Origin of the sequence: Klebsiella sp. HMSC16A12 (genome assembly GCF_001808265.1) — a bacterium.
GTDB lineage: Bacteria > Pseudomonadota > Gammaproteobacteria > Enterobacterales > Enterobacteriaceae > Klebsiella > Klebsiella pneumoniae.
This window is the reverse complement of sequence record NZ_KV792609.1, coordinates 58,003-61,408: the sequence shown is the minus strand read 5'-3', so window position 1 is coordinate 61,408 and position 3,406 is coordinate 58,003. Positions and strand designations below refer to the sequence as shown.

The following is a 3,406-nucleotide window of genomic DNA, read 5'->3' as shown; positions in this document are numbered from 1 at the left end:
TAGCCCGGACAGGTGCGCAGCACCGCCTCCGGAAAAACTCACAGCGGTGGCAACCGCCTTTTTACCGGCGAGCTTTTCACCACCGAGGTGTTACACTGCGCATACTCCGCCAGACCGTCCAGCAGGGTATCCAGCTGGGCAATATCGCGCACCACGAGACGCATCACAAAACAATCTTCCCCGGTCACCTTGTCACTTTCAATACATTCCGGCATCGCCTGGATATATTTATCCACCTTCTGCAGCAGCCCAGGCAGCGGACGGACCCGCACCAGCGCCTGCAGGCTATAGCCCAGCGCGGCGAGATTTACCCGCGCCCCATAGCCCTGAATGACACCCCGCTCCTCCAGGCGCTTCACCCGCTCGGCGGTGCTCGGCGAGGTCAGCCCCACTCGCGCGCTCAGGACCTTGAGCGAAACTCTGGCATCCTGAGTCAGACAGGTGAGGATCGCCCGATCAATTTCATCAAGTACGTCATTCATATATTTCACCTAATTATAAAAGGCATTTCCCCCCTTCTACCTTAATTCAGCCATATCACCCTGTCAGGGTTTTTCGCACAATAACTAAAAAATGGTGGAGGTGAAAAATGCAACTTACCCGCGGCGTCTGGCAGATGAGCCTGGCAATGATAATCTCCGGCTCGATCGGCGCGTTCGTGCTGCTCTCTGGTTTGCCGGTGACTGATGTGGTGTTCTGGCGCTGCCTGATTGGCGCGCTAACCCTGCTGGTGTTTATCGTGTTAAGCCGCCAGCCCTTCAGCCGGCTAACGCGTTTCACTCTCGCTCTGGCGGTGATTGGCGGCGCGGCGCTGGTCGTCAACTGGCTGCTGCTGTTTGCCGCCTATTCGCGGATCTCAATCGGTATGGCCACCGTGGTCTATAACACCCAGCCGTTTATGCTGGTACTGATGGGGATGGTGCTGGGGGAACGGGTCAGCGCCGTTAAATGGGGATGGTTACTGCTGGCCTTTGGCGGCGTAGTGATCCTGCTGTCGAGCGAGCTGATGCCTGCACACGAAGAGGGGCTTACCACCGGCGTGTTGCTGGCGCTGGGCGCGGCATTCTTCTATGCCCTGACCGCCATCATCGCGCGCAAACTGCATCCGCTCCCCGCGCAGCATATCGCCTTCATTCAGGTTCTCGTCGGCGTCGTGATGCTGCTGCCGCTGGTGCATGCCCCAGAATTGACGGCCAGCTTCCCCTGGCGCTATCTGCTGATCCTCGGCATCGTCCATACCGGGATCATGTATCAGCTTTTATATAGCGCGATACAGAAACTGCCGACGCCCGTTACCGGTTCGCTCTCCTTTATTTATCCGCTGGTGGCGATGGTGGTTGACTATCTGGTCTTCCACCATGCGTTATCCGCGGTGCAATTGCTCGGTGGGATGCTTATTCTGTTTGCCGCCGCAGGGAATAATCTCGGCTGGGGCGAAAAAAAACCCCGCCGCGGCGGGGTCAGTGAGCAGTCGCGGGCCAGTTAGCGACGGGCGCGGACAATCTGGTATTTGCGCGTCAGGTATTCGACCGGCGCGCTCCAGATATGAACCAGACGGGAGAACGGGAACAGCAGGAACAGGGTCATGCCCAGCACCAGGTGAACGCGGAAAATAAACGCCACGCCATCCAGATGCTGTGACGCGCCGCCGTGGAACGTCACCACCGACTGCGCCCAGCCGACCAGTTTCATCATTTCACTGCCGTCCATATGCTGAGCGGAGAACGGGATCGTCAGCAGGCCGAGCGCACACTGCACCATCAGCAACGAGAGGATCAGAATATCCGCTCCGGTGGTGGTGGCGCGAACGCGCGGGCTCAGCAGACGACGCTTGAGCAGCAGTAACCCGCCCACCAGGGTCATCACGCCGCAGGCGCCGCCGGCGATCATCGCCATCTTCTGCTTGACATCGATCGGCAGGAAGGACTCATACATCCAGTGCGGGGTCAGCATGCCGAGGAAGTGGCCGGCGAAAATACCCAGGATGCCGATATGGAACAGGTTCGACGCCAGGTTCATCCCCTTACGGTCCAGCATCTGGCTGGAGGCGGCGCGCCAGGTGTACTGGCCATAGTCATAGCGCAACCAGCTGCCAATCAGGAACACCGAACCCGCAATGTACGGATAAATGTCAAAGAAGAACATATTCAGGAAGTGCATTATTGCTGTCCTCCGTTAGAGATATTCAGATATTGCGGGGCCACGGCTCCGGCAAAACGACGCTGGTGAGCGGAAATTTCCGACTCGCCGCAGCCCTGGTCGGCAAAGAATTTGACCTGTTCTTCTTCCCAGACGGCGTCCAGCGCCTGCGGCGTATCGTCGCGCGCTTCGTCGGCAATCTTCTCCGCCACCTTCTGGCTGTCGACCTGAGTATTGGCCAGCTTCAGCAATAGCTCGAACAGCACCGCATAGCGACTTTCGCGCTGCTGCAGGCGCGCGCTGAGCAGACCGAGGATCGGCGCGACGTCCCGCAGGCCGCCAAGCGCTTCCTCTTCCGGCAGCTGCGCCAGATACTCCAGATATAGCGGCAGATGATCCGGCAGCTCATGGCTATCCAGCAGCAGACCGTGGCGCTCGTACTGCGCCATCAGGTCGACCATCGCCTGCCCGCGATCGCGGGATTCGCCGTGGACATGTTCAAACAGCAGCAGCGAGGTGGCCCGGCCGCGGTCAAACAGTTCGCTATAGGCCGCCTGGGCGTCCAGCGGATCCTGAGCCACTAAATCGCGCAGGAAAACGCCCAGCGCGTGGGCATCCTCTTTGCTGAGTTTCTCTGATGACGCGAGCGCCTCGAACATCTCCTGCTGATGCTGCCATAAGGCAGCGTCAGGATATTCGAGCAGACGCGATACAATCACGAGTTCAATCATGCGTGCGGCTCCGTTTTGCTGGTCACGTCGATGGCGTCGATGCGACGGCTGTTGAACAGGTTGAACTGACTGTCAGAGCCGTGGCAGCCATCGCCAAAGCTAAAGCCGCAGCCGTTTTTCTCCGGAAACGCTTCTCGCGCCTGTTCACGATGGCTGCTCGGCACCACGAAACGATCTTCGTAGTTGGCGATCGCCAGATAGCGATACATTTCCTGGGCCTGCGCTTCGCTCAGCCCCACCTCTTCCAGCGCGCGGGTATCAACGACGCCGTCAACGGTTTCCGCACGCTTATAGTGGCGCATCGCCAGCATTCGTTTCAGCGCCAGCAGTACCGGCTGGGTATCGCCCGCGGTCAGCAGGTTCGCCAGATATTGCACCGGAATACGCAGGCTTTCCACGTCCGGCAGGATCCCGTTGCTACCCAGTTCACCCGCATCGGCGGCGGACTGAATCGGCGACAGCGGCGGCACATACCAGACCATTGGCAAGGTGCGATATTCCGGGTGCAGCGGCAGGGCCAGCTTCCAGTCCATCGC

General features: G+C 59.4%; 5 protein-coding genes. 1 reads left to right on the top strand and 4 read right to left on the bottom strand.

The features are described 5' to 3' along the window. Positions 1-38 precede the first annotated feature (38 nt). The gene (locus tag HMPREF3140_RS12545; protein ID WP_004152249.1) at positions 39-482 is read right to left on the bottom strand and encodes an Lrp/AsnC family transcriptional regulator; all 444 of its coding nucleotides are present in this window, start codon (positions 480-482) and stop codon (positions 39-41) included. 107 nt (positions 483-589) lie between these two features. On the opposite strand from HMPREF3140_RS12545, the gene HMPREF3140_RS12540 reads away from it, so the two are divergent. Then, on the top strand, positions 590-1,486 hold the full coding sequence (locus HMPREF3140_RS12540) for a DMT family transporter (protein WP_004189450.1): 897 nt from the start codon (positions 590-592) through the stop codon (positions 1,484-1,486). Here the strand turns inward: HMPREF3140_RS12540 and narI are convergent. The 3 genes from narI to HMPREF3140_RS29305 form a co-directional block, all read right to left on the bottom strand. Beyond that, complete coding sequence (gene narI / locus HMPREF3140_RS12535; RefSeq protein ID WP_002910189.1) at positions 1,483-2,160, bottom strand: respiratory nitrate reductase subunit gamma; 678 nt, start codon at positions 2,158-2,160, stop codon at positions 1,483-1,485. The genes HMPREF3140_RS12540 and narI overlap by 4 nt on opposite strands. Then, on the bottom strand, positions 2,160-2,870 hold the full coding sequence (gene narJ, locus HMPREF3140_RS12530; protein ID WP_002910191.1) for a nitrate reductase molybdenum cofactor assembly chaperone: 711 nt from the start codon (positions 2,868-2,870) through the stop codon (positions 2,160-2,162). The genes narI and narJ overlap by 1 nt, the downstream gene beginning before the upstream one ends. Then, positions 2,867-3,406, bottom strand: a 540-nt coding sequence (locus HMPREF3140_RS29305; RefSeq protein ID WP_049164115.1) for a nitrate reductase subunit beta, incomplete at its 5' end; no start/stop codon positions are given. The genes HMPREF3140_RS29305 and narJ, both read right to left, overlap by 4 nt.